The 22,223-nt window shown below is 63.4% G+C and carries 23 protein-coding genes; 10 read left to right on the top strand and 13 right to left on the bottom strand.

Annotated features, from left to right (window positions below; genetic code table 11):
* Positions 1–7: 7 nt before the first annotated feature.
* Positions 8–2,569 carry an FAD-dependent oxidoreductase gene (locus tag GGI60_RS24040; RefSeq protein WP_183918961.1) on the top strand — a complete coding sequence of 854 codons (2,562 nt, stop codon included), beginning with the start codon at positions 8–10 and terminating at the stop codon, positions 2,567–2,569.
* Between the two features lie 55 nt (positions 2,570–2,624).
* Here GGI60_RS24040 and GGI60_RS24035 read toward each other — a convergent pair whose 3' ends face one another.
* Positions 2,625–3,362, bottom strand: a complete 738-nt coding sequence (locus GGI60_RS24035; RefSeq protein ID WP_183918962.1) for a phosphatase PAP2 family protein — start codon at positions 3,360–3,362, stop codon at positions 2,625–2,627.
* Between the two features lie 191 nt (positions 3,363–3,553).
* On the opposite strand from GGI60_RS24035, the gene GGI60_RS24030 reads away from it, so the two are divergent.
* The gene (locus GGI60_RS24030; protein WP_183918963.1) at positions 3,554–4,096 is read left to right on the top strand and encodes a hypothetical protein; all 543 of its coding nucleotides are present in this window, start codon (positions 3,554–3,556) and stop codon (positions 4,094–4,096) included.
* Positions 4,097–4,106: 10 nt separating this feature from the next.
* Here the strand turns inward: GGI60_RS24030 and hutH (GGI60_RS24025) are convergent, their stop codons facing one another.
* The 5 genes from hutH (GGI60_RS24025) to GGI60_RS24005 all read right to left on the bottom strand — a co-directional run bounded on the left by hutH (GGI60_RS24025) (position 4,107) and on the right by GGI60_RS24005 (position 8,784).
* A complete protein-coding gene (gene hutH, locus GGI60_RS24025; RefSeq protein ID WP_183918964.1) occupies positions 4,107–5,597 on the bottom strand; it encodes a histidine ammonia-lyase in 1,491 nt (496 codons plus the stop codon).
* Positions 5,594–6,370, bottom strand: coding sequence for an ABC transporter ATP-binding protein (locus tag GGI60_RS24020; RefSeq protein WP_183918965.1), 777 nt, complete (start codon positions 6,368–6,370; stop codon positions 5,594–5,596). The genes hutH (GGI60_RS24025) and GGI60_RS24020 overlap by 4 nt, the downstream gene beginning before the upstream one ends.
* Positions 6,371–6,395: 25 nt before the next feature.
* The gene (locus GGI60_RS24015; protein WP_183918966.1) at positions 6,396–7,100 is read right to left on the bottom strand and encodes an ABC transporter permease; all 705 of its coding nucleotides are present in this window, start codon (positions 7,098–7,100) and stop codon (positions 6,396–6,398) included.
* 10 nt (positions 7,101–7,110) lie between these two features.
* The gene (locus GGI60_RS24010) at positions 7,111–7,836 is read right to left on the bottom strand and encodes an ABC transporter permease (protein WP_183918967.1); all 726 of its coding nucleotides are present in this window, start codon (positions 7,834–7,836) and stop codon (positions 7,111–7,113) included.
* 105 nt (positions 7,837–7,941) lie between these two features.
* Positions 7,942–8,784, bottom strand: coding sequence for a transporter substrate-binding domain-containing protein (locus tag GGI60_RS24005; RefSeq protein WP_183918968.1), 843 nt, complete (start codon positions 8,782–8,784; stop codon positions 7,942–7,944).
* Positions 8,785–8,974: 190 nt separating this feature from the next.
* Between GGI60_RS24005 and hutC (GGI60_RS24000) the strand changes: the two genes are divergently transcribed.
* On the top strand, positions 8,975–9,730 hold the full coding sequence (gene hutC, locus GGI60_RS24000; RefSeq protein WP_183934858.1) for a histidine utilization repressor: 756 nt from the start codon (positions 8,975–8,977) through the stop codon (positions 9,728–9,730).
* Between the two features lie 31 nt (positions 9,731–9,761).
* Here the strand turns inward: hutC (GGI60_RS24000) and hutC (GGI60_RS23995) are convergent, their stop codons facing one another.
* Both hutC (GGI60_RS23995) and GGI60_RS23990 read right to left on the bottom strand, forming a co-directional pair.
* Positions 9,762–10,484: a histidine utilization repressor gene (gene hutC / locus GGI60_RS23995; protein ID WP_183918970.1), complete on the bottom strand. Its 723-nt coding sequence runs from the start codon at positions 10,482–10,484 to the stop codon at positions 9,762–9,764.
* Positions 10,485–10,545: 61 nt separating this feature from the next.
* Complete coding sequence (locus GGI60_RS23990; protein ID WP_183918971.1) at positions 10,546–11,892, bottom strand: formimidoylglutamate deiminase; 1,347 nt, start codon at positions 11,890–11,892, stop codon at positions 10,546–10,548.
* A gap of 122 nt (positions 11,893–12,014) precedes the next feature.
* On the opposite strand from GGI60_RS23990, the gene hutI reads away from it, so the two are divergent.
* The 6 genes from hutI (at position 12,015) to GGI60_RS23960 (ending at position 18,880) form a co-directional block, all read left to right on the top strand.
* A complete protein-coding gene (gene hutI / locus GGI60_RS23985; RefSeq protein WP_183918972.1) occupies positions 12,015–13,277 on the top strand; it encodes an imidazolonepropionase in 1,263 nt (420 codons plus the stop codon).
* Positions 13,274–14,809: a histidine ammonia-lyase gene (gene hutH / locus GGI60_RS23980; protein ID WP_183918973.1), complete on the top strand. Its 1,536-nt coding sequence runs from the start codon at positions 13,274–13,276 to the stop codon at positions 14,807–14,809. The genes hutI and hutH (GGI60_RS23980) overlap by 4 nt, the downstream gene beginning before the upstream one ends.
* Before the next feature lie 183 nt (positions 14,810–14,992).
* Positions 14,993–15,796 carry an N-formylglutamate deformylase gene (hutG, locus tag GGI60_RS23975; protein ID WP_183918974.1) on the top strand — a complete coding sequence of 268 codons (804 nt, stop codon included), beginning with the start codon at positions 14,993–14,995 and terminating at the stop codon, positions 15,794–15,796.
* A gap of 24 nt (positions 15,797–15,820) precedes the next feature.
* Positions 15,821–17,494, top strand: a complete 1,674-nt coding sequence (hutU, locus tag GGI60_RS23970) for a urocanate hydratase (RefSeq protein WP_183918975.1) — start codon at positions 15,821–15,823, stop codon at positions 17,492–17,494.
* A 5-nt stretch (positions 17,495–17,499) separates the two neighbouring features.
* The gene (locus tag GGI60_RS23965; protein ID WP_183918976.1) at positions 17,500–18,075 is read left to right on the top strand and encodes a HutD family protein; all 576 of its coding nucleotides are present in this window, start codon (positions 17,500–17,502) and stop codon (positions 18,073–18,075) included.
* A 175-nt stretch (positions 18,076–18,250) separates the two neighbouring features.
* On the top strand, positions 18,251–18,880 hold the full coding sequence (locus GGI60_RS23960; RefSeq protein ID WP_183918977.1) for a J domain-containing protein: 630 nt from the start codon (positions 18,251–18,253) through the stop codon (positions 18,878–18,880).
* Between the two features lie 12 nt (positions 18,881–18,892).
* Here the strand turns inward: GGI60_RS23960 and GGI60_RS23955 are convergent, their stop codons facing one another.
* The 3 genes from GGI60_RS23955 to GGI60_RS23945 all read right to left on the bottom strand — a co-directional run bounded on the left by GGI60_RS23955 (position 18,893) and on the right by GGI60_RS23945 (position 20,251).
* Positions 18,893–19,594 (bottom strand): DUF899 family protein, encoded by a 702-nt coding sequence (locus GGI60_RS23955; protein WP_183918978.1) that lies wholly within the window; start codon positions 19,592–19,594, stop codon positions 18,893–18,895.
* A 50-nt stretch (positions 19,595–19,644) separates the two neighbouring features.
* Entirely contained in the window at positions 19,645–19,815 is a 171-nt protein-coding gene (locus GGI60_RS23950; protein WP_183918979.1) for a hypothetical protein, read from the bottom strand.
* Positions 19,816–20,068: 253 nt separating this feature from the next.
* Complete coding sequence (locus tag GGI60_RS23945; protein ID WP_183918980.1) at positions 20,069–20,251, bottom strand: hypothetical protein; 183 nt, start codon at positions 20,249–20,251, stop codon at positions 20,069–20,071.
* A 68-nt stretch (positions 20,252–20,319) separates the two neighbouring features.
* Here GGI60_RS23945 and GGI60_RS23940 point away from each other — a divergent pair, with 68 nt between their 5' ends.
* Entirely contained in the window at positions 20,320–20,958 is a 639-nt protein-coding gene (locus GGI60_RS23940) for an alpha/beta family hydrolase (RefSeq protein WP_183918981.1), read from the top strand.
* Here GGI60_RS23940 and GGI60_RS23935 read toward each other — a convergent pair.
* Together GGI60_RS23935 and GGI60_RS23930 are read right to left on the bottom strand one after the other, a co-directional pair.
* Positions 20,955–21,653 carry an RES family NAD+ phosphorylase gene (locus GGI60_RS23935; protein ID WP_183918982.1) on the bottom strand — a complete coding sequence of 233 codons (699 nt, stop codon included), beginning with the start codon at positions 21,651–21,653 and terminating at the stop codon, positions 20,955–20,957. The genes GGI60_RS23940 and GGI60_RS23935 overlap by 4 nt on opposite strands.
* The gene (locus tag GGI60_RS23930; RefSeq protein WP_183918983.1) at positions 21,650–22,162 is read right to left on the bottom strand and encodes an MbcA/ParS/Xre antitoxin family protein; all 513 of its coding nucleotides are present in this window, start codon (positions 22,160–22,162) and stop codon (positions 21,650–21,652) included. The genes GGI60_RS23935 and GGI60_RS23930 overlap by 4 nt, the downstream gene beginning before the upstream one ends.
* Positions 22,163–22,223 lie beyond the last annotated feature (61 nt).

The raw sequence follows: 22,223 nt of genomic DNA, 5'->3' as shown, positions 1-22,223 counted from the left end.
ACAGCACGTGGCAGCATTTCCGGAAAAGGCAAAGGTCGTCATCATCGGGCTCGGGGGCATCGTCGGTGCCTCCATCGCGCATCATCTCGTCGAGCGGGGATGGGACGATATCGTCGGCATCGACAAGTCGGGCATCCCGACCGATATCGGCTCGACAGCCCATGCCTCGGACTTCTGTTACACCACGAGCCACGACTATCTGTCGGTCTGGACGACTCAATATTCGATCGATTTCTACGAGAAGATGGGCCACTACGCCCGCATCGGCGGCCTCGAAGTGGCGCGCACCGGCGACCATGCCTGGATGGAGGAAATCAAGCGCAAGCTGTCCTCGGCCCGCGCTTTCGGCACGCGCGCCCATTATGTCAGCCCCTCCGAGATCAAGCAAAAGTTCCCGCTGATCGAGGAAGATCAGGTAATGGGCGGCCTCTTCGATCCGGATGCCGGCCTGGTCATTCCGCGCTCGCAGACCGTTGCCGGCAAGCTGGTCGACGCCGCGGAAAAGGCCGGCAAGCTTAAGGTGTTCGGCAACACGCCGGCGAAGTCGCTGATCGTCGAGAACGGCCGGATCAAGGGCGTCGTCACCCATCGCGGCACTATTATGGCCGACCACGTCATCGTCTGCGCCGGCCTCTGGGGACGCCTGATCGCCGAGATGGTCGGCGAAGACCTGCCGGTCATGCCGGTCGACCACCCGCTCACCTTCTTCGGTCCCTATAACGAGTTTGAAGGCACCGGCAAGGAGATCGGCTTCCCGCTGCTGCGCGACCAGGGCAACTCCGCCTATATGCGCGATACCGGCGACCCGGCGACGACCGAGGGCGGCCAGATCGAGTGGGGCTATTACGAAGCGACCAATCCGCGCATGTGCCACCCGCGCGATCTTCTCGAAAGACACGAAGCCCGCCTTTCGCCCTCGCAGCGTGATCTCGAGATGGAACAGATCCTCGAGCCGCTCGAGCGCGCCATGGAACTGACGCCGATCCTCGGCGAACTCGGCTACAACGAAGGTCACTCCTTCAACGGCCTGCTGCAGGTTTCTGCCGCCGGCGGCCCATCCTGCGGCGAGAGCCAGAAAGTGCGCGGCCTCTGGTATTGCGTCGCCATCTGGGTCAAGGACGGCCCCGGCTACGGCAAGCTGATCGCCGATTGGATGACCGACGGCCGCACCGAAATCGACCACAACAGCATCGACTATGCCCGCTTCTATCCGCATCAGTTGACGGAAGAATTCATCGAAAACCGCTGCTTCGAAGCCGCCCAGAAGATCTATTTCCCGGCCGTTCACACCCGCGAACCCTATGCATCCAGCCGCAACGTCAAGCGCTCGCCGTTCTACGAGCGCGAAAAGGAGCTGGGCGGCTACTTCATGGAACTGGGCGGCTGGGAGCGTGCGCACGGCTACGCCGCCAACGAGCACCTTCTGGAAAAATATGGCGACCGCGTGCCGGTGCGCGAGAATGAATGGGACAATCGCCATTTCTGGCGCGTCTCGAATGCCGAGCATCTGGCGATGAGCGAGGATTGCGGTATCGTCAATCTCAGCCACTTCCATATGGTCGATATCGAAGGACCTGACCATGTCGAGCTGATGGAATGGCTGTGCGCCGCCAAGATCGGCGGCGATGCCAACATCGGCAAGGGTGTTTACACCCACTTCCTCGACGACGAAGGCATGGTCCGCGCCGACTTCACCGTCTTCCGCATGGCCGACCGCTGCCGTCTCGTCAACGGCGCCGATGCCGGCCCGCGTGACCTGCATTATATGCGGCGTGTCGCCCAGGATCGCGGCCTTGATGTGACGATCTCCGATGTCTCGGAGAAATACATCACCATCGGCATCTGGGGACCGAATGCCCGCGAGACGCTGAAGAAGGTCGTTGCCGATCCGGCCGGGCTCGATCAGGAAAACTTCGCCTTCGCAGCCATCAAGCCGATTGAAATCGCCGGCAAGACGGTCACCGCCTTCCGCATCTCCTATGTCGGCGAGCAGGGCTGGGAACTGCATATGAAGTACGAGGACGGCCTCGCCGTCTGGGATGCGCTGCGCTCGACCGGCGTGATGGCCTTCGGCGTCGAGACCTATGCAAACTCGCGCCGCATGGAAAAGAGCCTGCGCCTGCAGAACGCCGACCTCCTGACCCAGTACAACCTGATCGAAGCCGATCTCGCCCGTCCGAAGGTCAAGGAAGCCGATTTCCGCGGCAAGGCGAAACATCTCGAATACAAGGCGCGTGAGCACCAGCCGGCCATGCTCTGCACGCTCGTGATGACCGAGAATACCGACAAGTCGGGCGTCAAGCGTTATCCCGTCGGCAACCTGCCGGTCGTCGATCCCGCCACCGGCGAGGTCCTGATCGACGAGCTCGGCCGCCGCTCCTACACGACCTCGATCGCCTACGGCCCGACGGTCGGCAAGAACATTGCACTGGCCTACCTGCCCTGGTCTTATTGCCAGGTCGGACGCAAGCTGAATGTCGAGTACTTTGCCGAGACCTATCCGGTGGAGGTTGTCGGCGTTGGCTACAAGCCGATCTACGACCCGGAAAACCTGAAGCCGCGCACCTAAGCGCCAAATCCTTGTGGCGCCCATGCGGGCGCCACAGTCGTTCTACGCCTATGCTTTAGTCACCGTCGCCGCTGCCGTTTTCGAGGCCATCGCCCGGGGCTCTGCTCGGGACGAAGCGTTTCGAGATCAGCCAGCAGCCGAGCGCCCAGATCGCGCCCGCGCACCACCCGGCGAAGACGTCGGTGGGATAGTGAACGCCCAGATAGATTCGGCTCAAGCCGATGATGACGGCGAGAAAAACGCCGGCGGCCATGACGAAGATCCGCGTCGAGCGGTAACGCTGCGTGCGGGCCAAAAGCGCGCCGAGCGTCAGGTAGGTGACCGCCGAAACCATCGCATGACCTGAGGGAAAACTGAGGTCGCTCACCTCGACGAGATGCGGCACGACATCCGGACGCGGCCTGGCGATCAGGATTTTCAGCGTCGTGCTCGCCAGCCATCCTGTTAGCACCGAGGAAAAGATGAAGAGCGCGATCGGCCAACGGCGGTCGAGAAGGAGATAGATGGTGATGAGCCCCGTCAACAGCGAGAGAACGGTGACGCCGCCGAGACTGGTGATGTCGTCGACGGCATGCGTCAGCCAGGCGGGACCGATCGGCACGGCGAGATCGTTCGCCCGCCGCAGCGCCAGCAGGATCGTCTCGTCGAAACGAAAGGTTTCGCCTTCGAGCACCTCGCTCGTCAGCCGCTGCAGCACGAACAGCCCGCCGGCGATCGATGCCATGGTAATCAATGTCAGCGGCTCATATGCGCTGAGTCTCGCCCAAAATCCGCGTCGTTGAACCTCGCTCATCCCTGAGGTCGAACTCCCTTCTGATCATGCCATTCCCCGCCAGATCGGCAAGGTCAGCCGCAAATTCAAGCCCTTGCGACATTTTGAGAGCCGTACATGAAGGCATGCGGCGCCCGTCCCGGCGGCTCGGTAGCAAAAGCTCAACCTTCTTTTGCTATCGTTGGAGCGATCGATCTGGAGAGGTTTCGGCGATGAAAATTCTGACCGCGATGGTTCTGATGGCAGCCGTCCTGCCGCCAGTCTCGGCCTTCGGCGAGACCGAATGGATGGGCGAGGCGAGACAATGGTCGGTCGGTTTTGCCAGCGAACATCCTGCCTACTGCCGGCTGGTGTGGGACAGCGAACTGGGCAAGACGATGGAATTCCGTCAGAGCGCCACCGAAACCTTCTGGCTGGTCTCGAAGAACACATGGGACATTCCGGCCGGCACCACGACCGAGGTGACGCTGACCGATCGGGCGGCAACCAAAGTGGTCGCCGCCGAATTCTTCGACAAGACCACGCTTCGCCTCTGGCCCAAAGGCAGCAAAGGAAGCGGCGGTCTGAAGAAGATCATCAAGAATTCCTTTGCCGGAACGCCTGACGTGCAATTGACCTTTGCCGGCGACGAAGGCGACTGGACGCTGCCGCTTTCGCGGGTGGACCAGCTCTATCCGACCTTCGCCCAGTGCCTCAAACGGCTCGAGGCCAGCGGGCCGGCCAAGCAGGATTCGGCAACGAGTAAACCCTTCTGACAGCCCTCGCCTAGATAGCCGGCGGCGCGGTCTCGCGGATCAGGCTGCGCACGGCCTCGATATCACCGTTCAGCGGCCGCTGGTCGTCATAATGGGAGATGCGCTGCCGCACTGCCCGGTAGAGGATATCCGTGCCCGCTGCCCGCGGCGCCGTCGCCGCGAGGAAATCATGCGCCTGGGCCGCGGCCATCAGCTCGATCGCCAGGATATATTCGGCATTGTCGATGACGGCGAGCAGCTTGTCGGCGGCGGCTGTCGGATGGGCGAGGAAATCCTCCTGCAGAGCGGAGGTCAGGCCACCGTCCAGGGCTGCCGGCGCGGCGAGCCGGCGGTTTTCGTTGCTGAGCGCGGCGGCGGTATATTGGGCGATCATGAAGCCGGAGTGACTGCCGGCATCGCTTGCCAGGAACGGCGGCAAGCCGCTGACCAGCGGGTTGACCAGCCGGTCCATACGCCGTTCGCTGATCGCGCCGATCTGCGCCAGCGCAATTGCGAGGCTGTCGGCGGCCTGCCCGAGCGCCGGGGCGACGGCATGCGCCTCTGAGGAGACGACAGGCTGCTCCGGCGTGCCTGACACAGCCGGATTGTCCGTCACCGAGGCAAGTTCCTGATCGGTGATGCGGGCGGAATTGTCGAAGACATCGCGGGCGGCGCCATGGGCATGCGGCACCGAACGCAGGCTGAGCGCATCCTGCGTGCGCCGACCCAAGGAGGCGGCGACGAGGCCGCTGCCGGCAAGGCGTGCGCGGAGCGCGGCGCCGACCTTTTCAATTCCCGTCGACGGGCGCAACGACAGCACCGCCTTGTCGAAGGCAGCGATCTGGCAGCCTGCCGCCTCCAGCGTCAGCGCCGCGATGGCATCGGCCCAGTCGAGCAGCCGTTCGGCGCGCAAAAGTCCCGTGGCGGTGAGCCCGGTGGCGCAGGCCGTGCCGTTGACGAGGCTCAGGCCCTCCTTGGCGCCGAGCAGCAACGGCTGAAGGCCGATCGCCGCCAGCGCCTCACGGCCGCTCATGCGCCGGCCGGCCACATTGGCGCTGCCTTCGCCGATCAGCACGAGCGCGGTGTGGGCATTGTGGGTGAGATAACCGGCCGAGCCTTTCGACGGCACGTCGGGAATGCAATCATGCTCCAGCAAGGCTGTGAGGTGCTGGACGATCTCGCGGCGCACGCCGGAATGACCATGGGCAAAATTGGCGATTTGGGCGGCGATGATGGCGCGCACTTCGCGCCCGGCTAGCAGCGGCCCGACGCCGCAGGCATGGCTGAGCACGATGCTGCGCGACAACAGGCTCTGCGAGGCCCGGTCGACGACGGTATCGGCGAGCGCGCCGACACCGGTGTTGACGCCATAGGCGCGCACGCCGGTCTCGACGATACGCTCGACGATGCGGCTTGCCTGTTCGATGCGCGCCCAGGCGGCCGCCGACAGCACAAGTGCTTCGCCCGCCCCGACGCGCGCGACGTCGCGCCAGGTCAGCATTTGATCGATGATGACCGTCATTGCCCTGTTCCGAAATGGCCGATGAACTGGCGGAAGGCCGGCGAGGTGCCGCTGCCGAACATCTCGTCCGGCTTGCCGCTGCTTTCAACCAGCCCTTCGCGCATGAAGACGACGCGGTTGGAGACATTGCGGGCAAAGCTCATCTCGTGGGTGACGACGAGCATGGTCATGCCTTCCTCGGCAAGCGCGCGCATGACACGCAGCACCTCGCCGACGAGTTCCGGATCGAGCGCCGAAGTCGGCTCGTCGAAAAGCATCACCTTCGGTTTCATCGCCAAAGCGCGGGCGATTGCGGCGCGCTGCTGCTGGCCGCCGGAGAGATGGGCGGGATAGGCGTGACGTTTGTCTGCGATGCCGACCTTTTCGAGCAGCGCCTCGGCCTCGGCGACGCAGTCGGCGCGCGGCCGCTTCAGCACGTGGATCGGCCCTTCGATGACGTTCTGCAGGATGGTCATGTGGGACCAGAGATTGAAGGACTGGAACACCATGCCGAGCTCGGAGCGGATATGGTCGACCTGCTTCTGGCTCGCCGGCCTTGTCTTGCCGTTCTTGTGAACCATCTCGATATGCTCGCCATCGACCCAGATCTCGCCGTCGCTTGCGGTTTCGAGCAGGTTGATGCAGCGCAGAAAGGTCGATTTGCCGGAGCCGGAGGCGCCGAGCAGCGAAATCACGTCGCCATCCTCGGCATCGAGGGAAATGCCGCGCAGCACTTCGTGCGTGCCGAAGCTCTTGCGGATATTGCGGACCGAAAGTCGGGTTACGCCTGGCATGGTAGCTCCAATCAGGTCAAATCGCTTACGCCTTCAGCGGCTGCGGGGCCGCGCGGCGGTGTCGGGACAGCGAATATTCCAGCAGGGCCATGCCCTGCAGGATGATGAAGTTGAGAACGAGATAGATGATCGCCGCGCAGAGGAAGACTTCCATCGTGCGGTAGGTCTGCGAGATCAGGCGCTGGGCGACGCCGGTGACCTCCCAGACGGTGACGAGGCTGGCGAGCGCCGTCGATTTCATCATCAGCACGATCTCGGTGGAATAGGCCGGCAGCGCATGGCGGAAGGCGATCGGCGCCAGGATCCGGCGCACCATCAGGAAGCCGGACATGCCGATCGAGCGCGCCGCCTCGATCTCCTTCGGCGAAACCGCGCGAATGCCGCCGCGAAAAATTTCCGCCGTGTAGCCGGCGGTGCAGAGCGCCAGCGACAGAACGGCGCAGACCATCGGCTCGCGCAGGAACGGCCAGAGGAAGGAATAGCGGATGACGCCGAACTGGCCGAGGCCGTAGAACACCAGGAACATCTGGATCAAGAGCGGCGAGCCGCGAAAGACGAAGATATAGCCCTTGGCAAAACCCGATAGATAGCGGTTGCCGCTGACCCGCATCGTGACGATGACGAGCGCCAGCAGGCCGCCGAAGAAGATCGACAGTGAAAACAGGATCAGCGTCGTCGGCACGGCTTTCAGCAGCGTCAGCATGGTCGAGGCGAGAAAGGTGAAATCCATCATCGCCTCCTTACGCCTGGCCCATGGCGGAGGCCGGCATGCTGCGATTGGCGCGGCGCTCCGCGCCGTTGAAGATACGGTCAGAAAGGCTGGTCAGGATCAGGTAGAGACAGCCGCCGACGATGAAGAACAGGAAATATTGCCGGGTCGAACCCGCCGCGACCTGGCTGGTTCGCATCAGCTCGGCAAGACCGGTGACCGATACCAGCGCCGAATCCTTGAGGCTGAGCTGCCAGACATTGCCGAGGCCGGGAATGGCGAAGCGAAGCACCTGCGGGATGATGATGCGGCGGAAGCGCATGCCGCGGTGCATACCGATCGCCGAAGCGGCTTCGAGCTCACCCTTGGCGATCGCCAGATAAGCGCCGCGGAACACCTCCGCCTGATAGGAGCCGGAGATGATGCCGACGGCAAGCGCCCCGGCGGCGAAGGAGGGCAGGCCGAGGAAACCCTCGTAGCCCATAGCCTTGCCGATCGAGGTGACGGCCGAAGAGCCGCCGAAATAGATGAGATAGATGATCAGCAGTTCCGGCACGCCGCGAAAGACGGTGGTATAGACATTGCCGAAGGCGACGAGGAGAGGATTGCCGGAAAGCTTCGCACCCGCCACGATGGCGCCGAGCACCGCGCCGATTGCAAGCGCCGTCGCGGTGACGGCCAGCGTCATCAAGGCAGCGAGAATGAGCAGCGCGCCCCATCCCGTCGAGCCGAAGCCAAGCAGTTCCAAGCTTGCCATAGCGTCCGTTCCCCGTCCGTGGCAGTGTTTTGTCGATCGAGAATAGCACGCGGTCTCCGGCGATAAAGCCGGAGACCGGCGCCTGCGGCCAAACAGCCGAAGCGCTTACTGCTGCGGGCTGACGTCGACCTTGAACCACTTCATCGAAAGGTCCTTGACGGTGCCATCGGCAAGCGCCGACTTGATCGCCACGTTGAACTTGTCGCGCAGGTCGGTATCGGCCTTGCGGATGCCGAGACCCTCGCCCTCGCCCCAGATCGGTCCGATGATCTCGGGGCCGGTGAAGTCGAGCGCGCCGTTGGCGGCCTGGAAGGCATTGGCGAAATAGACGGCGTCATCGAAGCCGAGGTCGATGCGGCCGTTCTGCAGGTCGAGGTCGCGGTCGGCGCCGGTCTTGTACTCGCGGATCTCGGCAATGTCGCCGAAATTGTCGTAGACGAATTTGGCATAGACGGTCGCCGCCTGAATGCCGATCGTCTTGCCTTTGAAGGCCTCCTTCAGCGCGTCGATCTCCTTCACGCCGGTCTGGCCGGGGGTCATCTTGATCGTGGCGCCGGTGCCGGCGGCTTTCGCCAGCGGGCTGTCCTTGGCGGTGGCGAAGGCGGCGGGCGTCGCGGCATAGGGAATGGTAAAATCGATGACCTGCTTGCGCTCGTCGGTGATCGACAGCGCATCCATGATGACGTCGAACTTGCCGGCGTTGAGAGCCGGGATCATGCCGTCCCAATCGGAGGCGACGAGCGTGCATTCGATCTTGGCGCGTTCGCAAAGCACCTTGGCGAGTTCCGGCTCGAAGCCGCCGAGCGTGCCGTCGGCATTGGTGAGGTTCCACGGCGCATAGGCGCCTTCAAGCGTGATGGTCGCCTTCGTCCAGTCCTTGGCAAATGCGGGTGCTGCGAAGGCGGAAAGAGCGGCGACGCCGCAAAGCAGGATTGTGCTGAATTTCATTGATGAATTCTCCTCTGAAGTTGAAACAGACCTTGCGCACCGCCGATCTCCGCCGGCTTGCCCTTTCCGTCCTATTTCTGCAAGGAGGACCGATTGGGAGGTTGTATATGGTACCATATGAGAAATTTTGTGATATGCAAGAGGAAAGTCGATTATGTGGCAAGTTGCATCCGTGCATAAGGAATAGGCAATGAAGCGTTCCGACGAGATGAAGCGCGACCTGGTTGGGAATGACAGCACGCCGCTTTATGCCGGCGTCAAGCAGGTCATTCTCGATCGGATCCACAGTGGCGAATGGCCGCCAAAGTACCGGGTGCCGTCGGAAAACGAGCTGGTCGTCGAACTCGGTGTCAGCAAGATGACCGCCAATCGGGCGCTGCGCGAACTCGCCAATGAGGGCGAGCTCGTCCGCATTCAGGGCGTTGGTTCTTTCGTCGCCGAGCGCAAGGGCTATTCGGCGCTGTTCGAGGTGCGAAACATTGCCGAGGAGATTGCCGAACGCGGCCATATCCATGAGGCCTCCGTCGTCATTCTGGCCCAGGAAACCGCCTCTCCCGAGATCGCCGACGCCTTGGAACTGGCAATCGGCGCTCCCGTTTTCCACTCGCTGATCGTCCACAGCGAAAACGGCGTTCCGGTGCAGATCGAGGACCGGTTCGTCCATCCGCAGGCCGCTCCCGAATATCTCGAGCAGGATTTCACGACGCTGACGCCGAACGCCTATCTGACGGCGGCCGCCCCGCTCAGCGGCTCCGAGCACGTCGTCGAGGCGGCAATGCCGCAGGCCTGGGAATGCAAGCTCCTGACCATCCTGAAGAGCGAGCCCTGCCTGACGATCCGCCGACGCACCTGGTCGGCAAAACAGGTGGTCTCGACCGCTCGCCTCGTCTATCCCGGCTATCGCTACCGGCTCGAGGCGCGCAGCGGCAAGATGTTCGAAGAGTAAAAACACCCCTTATCTTGTATATGGAACCTCGCTATTGCGACGCCGGCGTGAACCGCGCCACCAGCGCGTGGCGATCGCCGGGATATGTGAAGCGCACGTGGGTCACCGGGCCGGCGCCGCTCCAGGTGCGGCGCTCGACCACCAGGCAGGCGGCGTTGCGCGCGATGTCGAGGGCCGCCGCCACCTCGGCATTGGCGGAGACGGCGTGGATCCTGTGCTCGGCGGCGCTCCACGGCACCTGGTTGAGTAGCCAGGGCCCCGGCGCCATCGTGAGGAAATCGGCATCGGCCGCCTCCGGGACGGTCGCAAGACTGATCAGCCGCTCTTCCAGGCAGAAAGGACGTGGGCCGGCATTGTGGATGCAGACGACCTCGACGACCGAGGAAGCGACCGGCAGTTCCAACCGGCGGCTGTCTTCCGCCTTGGCCTTGCGGCTCGTCTTCTTCGACACTGCGTAGGAATAGGGTAGGTTCAGCGACTGCACCTCGGCCTTGATGTCGTGGATTTCGAGAACCGCCGATTGCGCCTGCGGCTGGGTGACGAAGCTGCCGGATTTCTTGCGGCGCTCGATCAAGCCGGCCTTGGCGAGCTGGGTCAGCACCTTGTTCACCGTCATGCGCGAGACATCATACTGGGTGGCTAGATCGACCTCGAAGGGAATGCGATGCCCCGGCGGCCATTCGCCCGAGACGATACGGCCCTCGATGTCGCCCAGGATGCGCTGATGCAAGGTAGGATCCCTGCTTTGATTCATCGCCACGTTCCGATTTGGTTTCCCGATCTAGATCGAATGTTCCACCGTGAAAAGTGCTTTTTCAGGCAGCCAGCAACTCACCCATCGCAGCAAGGAAGCGACGGTCGATGGCGTCACGCTTGAAATGGCGGCCGCCTTCCACCTGCTTGCGGCCGCGCGCCCAGACGCAATCGACGGAGACGCCTCCGGCAAACAGCCAGTGATCGAGGATCTGGTCGCCGGAAAGATAAGGAACAGCCGCGACATCGAGCGAAACGAGATCGGCATGATGGCCTTCGGCGAGAACGGCCGGGGCTTTGAGCGCCTCCCCGCCGCCGGCGAGCGCCTGGCTGAACAGCGCAAGCGCCGTCGAACCGCCGGGCGCTGCAACGACGTTGCGGGCGCGTAGCGCCAGACGCTGCGAATATTCGAGCTGGCGCAGTTCCTCCGACAGCGAGATCCGCACGTTGGAATCCGAACCGATGCCGTACCGCCCACCCTCTTCCACGAAAAGCGGCGCGGCAAAAGCGCCGTCGCCGAGATTGGCTTCGGTGATCGGGCAGAGACCGGCGATCGCACCGCTTTTCGCCATCCGCCGCGTCTCATCCTCGGTCATATGCGTCGCATGGATCAGGCACCAGCGCTTATCCACAGGCATATGATCCAGCAGCCAATGCACGGGCCGCGCTCCCGACCAGGCGATGCAGTCCTCGACCTCCTTCACCTGCTCGGCGACATGGATATGGATCGGGCCGTCGCCTGCCATCGGCACAAGCTTCATCAATTCCTCCGGTGTTGCGGCGCGCAGGCTGTGCGGCGCGAGCCCGAGCTCGGCGCCGTCGAGCCGGCCGGTCACGCCGCGGCATCCCTCCATCAGCCTTTCGAAGCTTTCGAGCGAATTGATGAAGCGCCGCTGGCCGTCGATCGGCGCCGCGCCACCGAAACCGGAATGGGCATAGAAGACGGGTAGCAGGGTCAGACCGATGCCGGTCTGCTGGCTCGCCGCACCAATGCGTTCAGCGAGCTCGGCGATATTGGCATAGGCACCGCCATCCTTGTCGTGATGGAGATAGTGGAATTCACCGACCCGGGAAAAGCCTGCCTCCAGCATCTCCGTATAAAGCTTGGCCGCAACCGCCTCGACATGCTCCGGCGTCATCGCCAGCGCGAACTTGTACATGACTGTGCGCCAGCTCCAGAAGCTGTCGTTGGCCGGACCGCGCACTTCGGCAAGACCGGCCATCGCCCTTTGGAAGGCATGGCTGTGCAGATTGCCCATGGCGGGAACGATCAGAGCATGGCGCTCATCGCCGGGCGCGGCGGCAACGCCGGCCTCGACCCGCGCAATGCGCCCGGCATCGAGCGTCAGCCGCACGTCCTTCTGCCAGCCTTGCGGCATCAGGGCCGTGCCTGCGTGAACTGTGGTCATGACCTTTTCTCCCCTTCTGCCGCGCCGCCGATCTTTCTTTTCCAGAAGAGCGCGCAAAATTTCTCTTGTCACCTGCCTATTATGTATATACATGTTTCAGCATAAGGAAAGGCGCAAAGCTGATGACCGGGAACAATTTTTCTGAAGGAACCCCATCCGTTGATACCAGGCCGGTGCTGTGGCGCAACGCGCGGCTGGCGACGCTCCCGGCCGATCGTCCGGGGCTCGGCATCGTCGAGAAGGGCGCCGTGCTCACCGAAAACGGCCTCATCGCCTTTGCTGGCGCCGAAAGCGAGCTGGCGGCGTCAGCCATCGAACATTCCGAAATCGTCGATCTCGAAGGCCGTTGGGTAACGCCCGGCCTCGTCGACTGCCACACCCATATTGTTCACGGCGGCAATCGCGCCCGCGAGTTCGAGATGCGGCTTGAAGGCGCGACCTATGAGGAAATCGCACGAGCGGGCGGCGGCATCGTCTCCTCCGTTCAGGCGACCAATGCGCTGTCGGTCGAGGAACTCGTCGCCGAGGCGCTGCCGAGGCTCGATACGCTGCTTGCCGAAGGCGTGACCACGGTCGAGATCAAATCCGGCTATGGCCTCAACCGGAGCGGCGAAGTGAAGATGCTGCAGAGCGCCCGTCTGCTCGGCCATATCAGGCCGGTCCGTGTCGCCACCAGCTATCTCGGCGCCCATGCAACGCCGGTGGAATATAAGGGCCGCAATGGCGACTATCTCGACGATGTCGTGCTGCCCGGCCTCGACGACATGTATAATCTCGGCCTTGCCGACGCGGTCGACGGCTTTTGCGAGGGCATCGCCTTTTCAACGGCAGAGATCGCTCGGGTCTTCGACAAGGCCAAGGCGCTGGGCCTGCCGGTCAAGCTGCATGCCGAGCAGCTTTCCAATCTCGGCGGCGCCAAACTTGCTGCCAGTTATGGGGCGCTATCGGCCGATCATTTGGAATATCTCGACGCCGAAGGCGTTGCCGCGATGGCTGCCTCTGGCACTGTTGCCGTTCTCCTGCCCGGCGCCTTCTACGCCATCCATGAGAAGCAGAAGCCGCCTGTGGAGGCACTGCGCCAGGCCGGCGTGCCGATCGCCATCGCTACCGACTGCAATCCCGGCACCTCGCCGCTCACCTCGATGCTGCTCACCATGAACATGTCGGCGACACTGTTCGGCCTCACTGTCGAGGAATGCATCGCCGGCGCCACCCGCGAAGGCGCGCGCGCGCTCGGGCTGCTCAGCGAGACAGGAACGATTGAAGCCGGCAAATCGGCCGATCTTGCCGTCTGGAATGTCGACAGCCTCGCCGAGCTCGTCTACCGCATCGGCTTCAACCCGCTTCATACACGCGTCTTCAAAGGCGAAAGGAACGGTCGATGACTATCACGCTCCACCCGGGCTCCGTCTCTCTCAGGGATCTGGAAACCATCTATTGGACCGGGGAGCCGGCAAGGCTTGCCCCCTCTTTCGACGCCGGCATCGCCAAGGCTGCCGCCCGCATCGCCGAGATCGCCGCCGGCAACGCGCCGGTCTATGGCATCAATACCGGCTTTGGAAAACTCGCCTCGATCAAGATCGACAGCGCCGACGTCGCTACGCTGCAGCGCAATCTCATCCTGTCGCATTGCTGCGGTATCGGCGCGCCGCTGCCGGAGAACATCGTCCGGCTGATCATGGCGCTGAAGCTGGTCTCGCTCGGCCGCGGCGCCTCCGGCGTGCGGCTGGAGCTGGTACGGCTGATCGAAGGCATGCTTGAAAAGGGCGTCATCCCGCTGATCCCGGAAAAGGGCTCGGTCGGCGCCTCCGGCGATCTTGCGCCGCTCGCCCATATGGCGGCCGTGATGATAGGCGAGGCCGAAGCCTTCTTCGCCGGCGAACGTCTTTCGGGCGCCACAGCGCTCGAAAGGGCCGGGCTGAAACCTGTCGTGCTCGCCGCCAAGGAAGGCCTGGCGCTGATCAACGGCACGCAGACGTCGACGGCGCTGGCGCTCGCCGGCCTTTTCCGCGCGCATCGCGCCGCACGGTCGGCGCTCATCACCGGCGCCATGTCGACCGATGCGGCGATGGGCTCCTCCGCGCCTTTCCATTCCGATATCCACACATTGCGCGGCCACAAGGGACAGATCGACACCGCGGCCGCGCTTCGCGCCCTACTCGAAAGCTCCGTCATCCGCCAGAGCCATATCGAGGGTGATGAGCGCGTTCAGGATCCCTATTGCATCCGTTGCCAACCGCAGGTCGACGGCGCCTGCCTCGATCTCTTGCGTTCGGTTGCCCGCACCCTCGAAATCGAAGCCAACGCCGTCACAGATAATCCGCTGGTTCTGTCGGACAATTCCGTCGTCTCGGGCGGCAATTTCCACGCCGAACCCGTCGCCTTCGCCGCCGATCAGATCGCCCTTGCCGTCTGCGAGATCGGCGCCATCTCGCAGCGCCGCATCGCATTGCTGGTTGATCCCACGCTTTCCTACGGTCTGCCGGCCTTCCTCGCCAAGAAGCCGGGCCTGAATTCTGGCCTGATGATCGCCGAAGTGACCTCGGCAGCGCTGATGTCCGAGAACAAGCAGATGTCGCACCCGGCCTCGGTCGATTCGACCCCGACCTCGGCCAACCAGGAAGACCATGTCTCGATGGCCTGCCACGGCGCCCGGCGCCTTCTGCAGATGACCGAAAACCTGTTTGCCATCATCGGCATCGAGGCTCTGACCGCCGCGCAAGGCGTTGAACTGCGCGCGCCGCTTTCGACGAGTCCGGAGCTTTTGAAGGCGATCGCCGCTATCCGCAGCAAAGTGCCGAGCCTCGAGAGCGATCGTTACATGGCGGGCGACCTCGCCGCCGCCGCTGAACTGGTGGCAACAGGGGCGCTGAACGCCTCGGTTTCATCCGGCATCTTGCCGGTTCTGGAGGGCTGAAATGATAATGAAGAAGAAAGTCCCCTCCCCAACCCCTCCCCACAAGGGGGAGGGGCTTAACCTGCGGCCCTCGCCGTATTCACTCTTGAGCGTAGCATATGCAGCCGGCTTGTTGTTTTGCGAGCCGGTGCCACAGCTTAGCCCCTCCCCCTTGTGGGGAGGGGTTGGGGAGGGGTTTCTGCAATGACCACACCATACGAAATTCATCGGGGCACCTCCGCCGTCATCCTCGCTTTCCCCCATACCGGCACCGAGGTGCCCCCCGCGATCTACGACCGGCTCAACGACAATGGCCGGATCCTCGCCGATACCGACTGGTACATCCACCGGCTCTATGACGGCCTGCTCGATGACGCCACGACCGTGCGCGCCACCTTCCACCGCTATGTGATCGACGCCAACCGCGATCCCCAAGGCGTCAGCCTCTACCCCGGCCAGAACACCACCGGCCTCGTCCCGGAGACGGATTTCGACGGCAAGCCGATCTGGAAGGATGGGCAGGCGCCTGACGAAGCCGATATAGCGGCGCGGCTGAGTGACTTTCATTCGCCCTATCATGCCGCCCTTGCGGCCGAGATCGAGCGTGTCAGATCAATCCATGGTGTGGCGATCCTCTATGATTGCCACTCGATCCGCTCGCATATTCCCTTCCTCTTCGAAGGCAAGCTGCCGGATTTCAATATCGGCACCGATTTGGGCCGGACATGCGACGGCGCCATAGAGCAGGCAACGCTCACCGTTGTCGAAGTCGCAGAAGGCTATGACAGCGTGCTCAACGGCCGCTTCAAGGGCGGCTGGACGACCCGCCATTATGGCCGGCCGGAAACCGGCGTGCATGCGATTCAGATGGAGCTCGCGCAGTCGACTCATCTTGAGACCGAGGCACCACCCTTTGCCTACGACACCGCGAAGGCGGACAGGCTTCGCGTCCATCTCAGAGACATTCTGGTGCGCATCGAGCAGATCGCACCGGGCCTGAAACGATAACGATCACTCGACAGGGGAACCGCCATGAGCAATCCACGCCACAATATCCGTGAAATCCGCGCGCCCCGCGGCAACGAGCTCAATGCCCAGAGCTGGATGACCGAAGCGCCACTGCGCATGCTGATGAACAATCTCGATCCCGATGTCGCGGAAAATCCGAACGAGCTCGTCGTCTATGGCGGCATCGGCCGCGCCGCCCGCACCTGGGAGGATTTCGACCGCATCGTCGCGACGCTGAAGACGTTGACGGAAGAAGAAACGCTGCTCGTGCAGTCCGGCAAGCCGGTCGGCGTGTTCCGCACCCACAAGGATGCGCCGCGCGTGCTGATCGCCAACTCCAACCTCGTGCCGCACTGGGCGACCTGGGATCATTTCAACGAGCTGGATAAAAAGGGCCTTGCGATGTACGGCCAGATGACGGCCGGTTCGTGGATCTATATCGGCACGCAGGGCATCGTGCAGGGCACCTACGAGACCTTCGTCGAGGCCGGCCGCCAGCATTACGGCGGCAATCTCAAGGGTAAGTGGATCCTGACCGGCGGTCTCGGCGGCATGGGCGGCGCACAGCCGCTCGCCGCCGTCATGGCCGGCGCCTGCTGCCTCGCCGTCGAATGCAATCCCGATTCGATCGATTTCCGCCTGCGCACCCGCTATCTCGACGCCAAGGCCGAAACGCTCGATGAAGCGCTTGCGATGATCGATGCCTGGACCAAATCAGGGGAAGCCAAGTCCGTCGGCCTGCTCGGCAATGCCGCCGAAATCCTGCCGGAAATGGTCCGCCGCGGCATCAGGCCCGATATCGTCACGGACCAGACCTCGGCGCACGACCCGATCAACGGCTACCTGCCGAAGGGCTGGACGATGGCCGAGTGGAAGGCCAAGCGCGAAAGCGATCCGAAGGCGGTGGAAAAGGCGGCGCGCGCCTCGATGCGCGAGCATGTCGAGGCGATGATCGCCTTCTGGAACGCCGGCATTCCGACGCTCGACTACGGCAACAACATCCGCCAGGTCGCCAAGGACGAGGGCCTGGAAAACGCCTTCGCCTTCCCGGGCTTCGTGCCGGCCTATATCCGGCCGCTGTTCTGCCGCGGCATCGGCCCGTTCCGCTGGGCGGCCCTGTCGGGCAATCCCGAGGATATCTACAAGACCGACGCCAAGGTGAAGGAACTGCTGCCCGACAACAAGCACCTGCACAACTGGCTCGACATGGCGAGAGAACGCATCGCCTTCCAGGGCCTGCCGGCGCGCATCTGCTGGGTCGGCCTCGGCGACCGCCACCGCCTGGCACTGGCCTTCAATGAGATGGTTAGAACCGGCGAGCTTTCCGCGCCGATCGTCATCGGCCGCGATCATCTGGACTCCGGCTCCGTCGCCTCGCCGAACCGCGAAACCGAGGCGATGAAGGACGGCTCGGATGCGGTCTCTGACTGGCCACTGCTGAACGCCCTGCTCAACACCGCGTCGGGCGCCACGTGGGTGTCGCTGCATCATGGCGGCGGCGTCGGCATGGGCTTCTCCCAGCATTCCGGCGTCGTCATCTGCGCCGACGGCACGGATGATGCGGCCAAGCGTCTCGAGCGGGTGCTCTGGAACGATCCGGCGACCGGCGTCATGCGCCACGCCGATGCCGGTTACGACATCGCCCTCGACTGCGCCCGGGAAAAGGGCCTGCGCCTGCCCGGCATTCTCGGGAACTGAGCCCGGTGAGGATCCTGCGCGCTGCCGATCACAAGCGCATGCCGTGGAAAAACGGCGGCGGCGAAACGGTGGAGATCGCCGTTTCGCCGGAAGAGGCCGGCCTTGCCGGCTTCGACTGGCGCGTCAGCATGGCGACCGTCGCAGCCGACGGGCCGTTCTCGATCTTTCCCGGCATAGACCGCACGCTGGCGATTCTCGACGGCAACGGCATGGAGCTCGACATCGAAGGCGGCACGCCGGTGCTGTTGACAACGGCGAGCGATCCGCTGGCCTTCCCGGCCGATATCCCGGTCACGGCCAAACTCGAGGACGGCGCGATCACCGATCTCAACGTCATGACCCACCGCGACGGCATTACCCACAGGCTGGTCCGCATTGAACTCGCTGGCGGCAAGGCCTTGCCGCTGACGTCGCCGACATGCCTGTTGCTCTGCCACCGCAGCACCCTGTCATTCCGCCACGGCGACGAGACCGGCGCGCTCGCGGCCGGCGATGCGCTGCTGATCGAGAATCAAGCGCAAAGCGCGCTTGAAATCGACGGCGAAGCCGAATGTTATCTCGTCTCGATCGCCACACGCTGATCCCGACGCAACGGACTGGAAAGATTTGATAATCGTGGAATAGTCCCGGCGTTCGCAGCGGCTATTTCCATGTCGGGCCATGGACGTCATTCGCACTTTCGGTCTAAACTTCGCCTTTCTGATGCAGAAAAAGGCCTAGACTGCCCGCGAGACCAGGGGCAGCAGGGGAGCAGGCGTGACGGATCCATACGATATTCTCGGCGTTGAACGCGATGCGGACGAAGCGCAATTGAAGACAGCCTATCGCAAGCTCGCGAAGGTCGCCCACCCGGATTCGGGAGGCGATTCGCAAGCCTTCGATAATCTGCAGAAGGCCTATGCACTGCTCCTCGATCCGGTCCGCCGCAAGGTTTACGACGACACCGGCTACGACGTCGAATTCGCCGACGCCGCCGAGTTGCAGGCGCTTGTCATGATCGAGAAGCTCGTTACCGATGCAGTGCTGGACGAGCGTGCGCCGGGAAGCTTCGACCCTGTCGCCGTCATGCAGGACAGCCTTTCCGAGGAGCTACGGAAAGCCCGGTTCAGCAAGAGCGAGCTGGAGCGCCATGCCTCGCGAATCGGGCTCCATCTGGAGCGGCTCGCCAAGGATTCGGGCCGGGATGTGCTTGCGCACATGTTCCGCGCCCGCATCGAGGCGATTGGCAAGGCGGTGGCCGAAACCGAAGCCAAGATCAAGGCGACGGAACGCGCCGCTGACATGCTGAGCGGCTATGTCTATGATATCGACCCGACACCGCTGCCGGAGGCCGCGGTCACCAACATCGAATGGGCCGAGGCACCGAGAAACCGTTCCATCGGCTGATGGCCTGCAGCCTCAATAGGAGAGCTTCGGATACCAATCCGGTGCCCGACCTTCGGGGGTGCAATCGAGCACGGTCCAGAGCGGCATCAGATCGGGCGCGCCACGCGGATCCTCACCCGGATCGGCCGTCACCTCGCCCATCTCCCCGCTCCAGAAATGGCGGATGGTGCCATCGCGCCGGGTAAAGACGTTGAAGGCCGCGTCATCGCCGCCGCCCCTGCCGATGGCGTGATAGTCGCGGCTGTAATCGCCGGTCGGATCGGAATAGAGCGGCAGGTGGTGCCAGCCGCGCTCCTTCTTGAAGGCGAGCAGCCTGCCGATCGGCGAAAGCGCGACGACCGCAAGTGCGACGCGCTGCTGGATATCTGGCACCTCGCCATCCCAGGCCGACAGCAGTGAAGTGCACATCGGGCACGGGCGCTCGCGCTCCGGACCGAACATGTAGCTGTAGACGACCAGCGTTTCCTTGTTGGCGAAGAGTTCGCTGAAGCTTATCGGTCCGTCGACGCCTTCGAAGCGGTAGTCTTTCGTCACCGCGCCGCCCGGCGGCAGCGCCCGGCGCTGTACCGCCACGCGTTCGATGTGGCGGCGCAATTCGATCTCTTCGGCGAGCAGCGCATCACGGGCGATGCGATATTCCTCGCTCTCGTTGGGGAACCGAACGCCGTTCTTTGCCGCAAGCACGGCGGCGGGTACGAGATTCTGATTATTCATATTCATATCTCCTACAATTGCCTGAGAACATGCTGAACTGCAGCACATCGTTAAGATGACGATCGGCTGATGTTAAAATCGACAGCACGGCGTAAAAGAACGCCAAGAAAATATCCCACTTCGGAATCCCGAAATTCGCCCGCTTCGGGATTCCGAAATGCGTGGGCTTTTTTGCCCCGCTGCGGCGAAAAAATATGTAATGATTTCAGTCCCGCAGCCATTTCGGGATTCCGAAGTGCTATATAGATTTTGGTGGGAGTTCCTCAAGATCGCCCAGCTTCGAAAGCGAAGTCTCGAGAATGTCCGAAAGCAAAAAGGGCGCTCGACCCTTGCGGGGAGCGCCCTTATCCTGTCGGACAGCAAAGGGTTCGACGACGTCGATACCCCGGGCATCCATTTTTCAGGCAGGGCTGGTATATGCGCCCTTTGCGTCGCCGTTTCAAGGGCCGATCTGCATGATAATTTTGCGATCCCCTAAAAGGCGACGCCGGTCACGGGGTTGACCACCGGCCGTTCGCTTTTGTCCCCTTCCCCGGCCGGCTGCACGGCCGGCGGCGCGATCGATTCCGCGTCAGCAGGCTCAGGTTTCTCGGGAATGGCGGCGACATCTTTGGGACGGCGCTGCTCCGGCTTTACGTTTTCGTCGTTCGTTGACATTGTCTGTCTCCTTTCAGGAACAAGTCACGGCCGTCGACATGGTTCCGATGGCGAATGGAGGATTGCCGATGCTGGACGGGTTTCTGCTGCAAGGCCCCGAGGATGCGCGCTTCACGATCCTGCTTGCGCATGGCGCCGGGGCGCCGATGGATTCGGCGTCGATGACGGCAGCGGCGAAAGCGCTTGCCGACGCCGGTTTCCGCGTCGCTCGTTTTGAGTTCGCCTATATGGCCGCCCGCCGCAGCGGAATCCGCAAGCCGCCGCCGCGCGCCGAAACGCTCAATCCCGAATATGAGGCGGCGATTGCCGCGCTCGGCGCAGAGAGCCCCCTCATCATCGGCGGCAAGTCGATGGGCGGCCGGGTCGCCAGCATGGTCGCCGACGATCTCCATGACAAGGGGAAGATCGCCGGCCTCCTCTGCCTCGGTTATCCCTTCCATCCGCCCGGCCAGCCGGACAAGCTGCGCACGGGCCATCTCAAGCAGCTGGCGACACCCGCGCTGATCTGCCAGGGCACGCGCGACGAATTCGGCACGCGCGACGAGGTGCCGGGCTACGATCTCTCCGACCGGATCGAAATCCTCTGGCTCGAGGACGGCGACCACGACCTCAAGCCGCGCAAGAAAATCTCCGGCTTCTCGGCTGCCGATCACCTCGCCACGATGGCGCAGGCGGCCAAGGCCTGGGCCGAACGGTTGCCAGTTTAAGCACCGGCTTTCGGCTGCCGTCGCCGGGTTGCAAGCTTCCTGACGTCGATGTGCCGATCGGCCGCGAAAACGGTGATTTCGAAATGATCGGCCTGCACCACGTCGCGAATGTTGCGCGGCCGGTGCGCTGCTATGTTGACGCCGCCTCTCAGCCGGACACTGTCATAGAGAATGCCGGCGCCGCCGCTCGAACGCACCTGTTCTCCGAGTACCTGCGAGGCCGCATAACTCGCGCCGTCATAGACATCGGGCCGCAATGTCTGCTCGCCGCGAATATCGAGATAGTCGCCGATCAGAGCGGCCGCATAGCTTCGGTAAGTGCGCGCCATCGTCGCCACCCCGCGGGCGACAGTCTCGCGCCGGAGGTGATGGCCGACCTCGGCGGCGGCTGTCTTTAGATTGTCGGCGGCATACCAGGCGCCGAGATCGGGGCCGTTGAAACGCATGCCGCCCGGCGCGACATGCAGGAACGCCGCCATCACGATGCTGGCATTCGGACTGCCGTAGACCCACTCGTTTTCGGGAAGCCGCCGGATGCGGTCGGCGACGAGACGGTCATTGGTCCAACCGACAAGCTCCATCACCGCTTCGAGATCGGCAGCCCTCGCCACCGTATCGAAGAGACCGATCGGCGGAAATTGCGACGGGATCAGCCGGTAGGACGGCCGCGGCGCCTCGGCAAAACGGCCGCTCACCGGACGACGATGTCCGTATCTTCGTAAGGCGTAAAGGCCTCGTCCAGACTATTGGGCGGCATGTAAAGACCGCCGCGCGCACCGTCGAGAAAGCGGCGCACGGTCATCAGCCCGTCCTGGGTTCCGCTCGTGACGATGTCAAGCGGCGGCTGGCCGCCGAAAACCGGCGCCTGATGCGGTGTGCGCAGCCAAGCGACGCCAGACCGTTCGTCGGCAAACAGCACGCCGAGCGCCTGATGGATGCCGAGCACGGCGGAGATCCGGGTCAGCGTATCGACATCCAGCGTGAAGGCCCCGTGCTCGCGCGCCTGCTTGGCCCAGCTGTGATAGGTCGAACGGGAGGGGTAGCCGAGCACGAGCAGACGCTGCTCTTCGCTCAACCCCCAGAAATCGGCGATCGCCAGAAAGGTACGCAAAGCCGGCGGGCTCAGCCGCCGTCGGTTTGCCGGTGCAAACCGCTCCGTTTCCAGCCGCTCAGGCTCCTGCTCTCTGCGTCGCGCCTGCTGCATTGTGTTCTCCTGTCCTGAACTAGAGTTAGTCCAAATCTGGGCATTCAGCAAGCGAATTTGA

Origin of the sequence: Rhizobium lentis (assembly GCF_014200175.1) — a bacterium.
Classification (GTDB): Bacteria; Pseudomonadota; Alphaproteobacteria; order Rhizobiales; family Rhizobiaceae; genus Rhizobium; species Rhizobium mulingense.
This window is presented reverse-complemented; position numbering and strand designations above follow the sequence as displayed.